Origin of the sequence: Mycobacterium sp. SMC-13, from assembly GCF_045311035.1 — a bacterium.
GTDB lineage: Bacteria > Actinomycetota > Actinomycetes > Mycobacteriales > Mycobacteriaceae > Mycobacterium.
Genome location: NZ_JBJIAI010000072.1, coordinates 1 through 2,266 on the forward strand (window position 1 = coordinate 1; position 2,266 = coordinate 2,266).

The 2,266-nt window shown below is 62.8% G+C and carries 2 protein-coding genes; both read left to right on the plus strand.

Annotation, left to right across the window (positions count from 1 at the left end; all coding sequences use genetic code 11):
- The coding region (locus ACJH6I_RS31660) for a PLP-dependent cysteine synthase family protein (RefSeq protein ID WP_406785185.1) at positions 1-930 on the plus strand (930 nt) is incomplete at its 5' end.
- Entirely contained in the window at positions 927-2,228 is a 1,302-nt protein-coding gene (locus ACJH6I_RS31665; RefSeq protein ID WP_061001302.1) for an MFS transporter, read from the plus strand. The genes ACJH6I_RS31660 and ACJH6I_RS31665, both read left to right, overlap by 4 nt.
- The last annotated feature ends 38 nt before the right edge of the window (positions 2,229-2,266 follow it).

Below are 2,266 nucleotides of genomic sequence, written 5' to 3' on the forward strand. Positions count from 1 at the left end.
ATGAAGGACCGGCCCGCTCTATATATGGTGGAGCAGGCCCGGGACCGTGGGGACCTCAAGCCTGGGGCGATGATCGTCGAATCAACCAGTGGAACGCTGGGGCTGGGGTTGGCGCTGGCTGGGATCATCTACCGGCACCCGGTAACCCTGGTCACTGATCCGGGGATGGAGCCGATCATCGTTCAGATGCTGACCGCCTACGGCGCGCAGGTCGACATCGTGACCGAACCGCACCCGATCGGCGGATGGCAACAAGCTCGCAAGGATCGTGTCGCTGAAATCCTTGCCGTTGAACCGGATTCGTGGTGTCCTGATCAGTACCAGAACCCCGATAATGTCGATGCCTACCGCGGCGTCGCCGAAGAGTTGATCGATCAGCTGGGCACCGTTGACACACTCGTGTGCTCGGTGGGCACCGGTGGGCACTCGGCGGGCGTGGGACGTGTGCTGCGGGAACACAATCCGAATCTGCGGCTGGTGGGGGTCGACACCATCGGTTCTACGATATTCGGGCAGCCCGCCAGCACGCGGCTGATGCGTGGCCTCGGGTCGAGCATCTACCCGGGTAACGTCGATTATCCCGCGTTCGACGAAGCCCATTGGGTCGCGCCGAATGAGGCCGTCTGGGCCGCACGAACCTTGGCCGCTAAATACCATGCCAGCGGTGGGTGGAGTGTGGGGGCGGTCGCATTGGTCGCGGGGTGGGTAGCCCGCACATCTGCTCCTGGTACGCGTGTCGCCGCCGTGTTTCCCGACGGTCCGATGCGCTACCACGGCACCATTTACGACGATGACTACTGCCGCAAACATGATTTGCTCGATCGTCCGCCGGCGCAGGAGCCCGATGTGATCGATGATCCGTCCGCGCGAGTGGTGGATCGATGGACCAGACTGACTCGGGTGATCGATCCGATCGGCCGGCAGGCATGATTCGGACTTTCCGTCAGTTCCGTTCTTTCGACCGGGCCAGCCAGATCCTGATGGTGAATCAATTCACCATCAACGTCGGCTTCTACATGCTGATGCCCTACCTCGCTGGATACCTGGCGGGGCCATTGGGTTTGGCGGCGTGGACGGTGGGTCTGGTCCTGGGGGTCCGGAACTTCTCCCAGCAGGGCATGTTCCTGGTGGGTGGCACCCTGGCCGACCGGTTCGGATACAAGCCGCTGATCGTTGCCGGCTGTTTTCTGCGCACAGCCGGATTCCTGATGCTGGCCTTCGTAGACTCGCTACCTGCGGTGTTGATTGCCTCAGCTGCAACAGGTTTCGCGGGTGCCCTGTTCAACCCCGCGGTGCGCGCCTACCTGGCGGCGGATTCGGGGAATCGCAGGGTGGAAGCCTTCGCCGTCTTCAACGTCTTCTACCAGGCAGGTATCCTGTTCGGACCGATCGTGGGTCTGGCATTGACGGCTTGGGACTTCCGGATCACCTGCGCCGTCGCCGCCGCGGTGTTCGCCGTCCTGACAGTGATCCAACTGACGGCGCTGCCGCCGAGCCGAGCCGAACAGAACCCGGACAAGCAGCCAGTGCTGGCCGACTGGCGGTCGGTGATGTCCAACAAGGCCTTCCTGCTGTTTTCGGGCGCAATGATCGGCTCGTACGTGCTGACCTTCCAGGTGTACCTCGCGCTGCCTTTCCAGGCGTCGCTGCTGACCGCCGACAAGAAATCCGAAACTGCGTTGGTGACAGGCATCTTTGTGGTGTCCGGGCTGGTGGCGATCGCCGGACAGGTGCGACTTACCGACTGGCTATCGGCACGGTTCGGACCAAGTCGCAGTTTGGTGATCGGGATGCTGGTTATCGCGGTTGCCTTCGTACCGCTGGCGCTGCTGCCATCGGCCGGCGCGGCCGGATCGATTCCCGCGACCGTTGCCCTGTTGCTGGCTGCGGCTCTGCTGGCTGTCGGCACCATCGCGACCTTCCCGTTTGAGATGGACACAGTGGTCAGGCTGGCGGGTAACCGTTTGGTAGCCACGCACTACGGGTTGTACAACACGATCGTCGGGGTCGGGATCCTCGCCGGAAACCTGTTGACCGGCTCGGTATTTGGTTACACCCGGCAGCACGGCCAACCTTCCCTGCTGTGGATGTCGCTGACCGCGGTAGGGCTCGTATGTACCGCAGCACTCTACGCATTACACCAAACCGGGCTCCTCGGCCAGGACGAACAGGTCGCATCGGCCACAGACAACGAGTCGTCGACTGATCGCCTTCCGTCACGGCGGTGACTGCCACCAATACACACGAACCGACCGAGCAGCCCGCA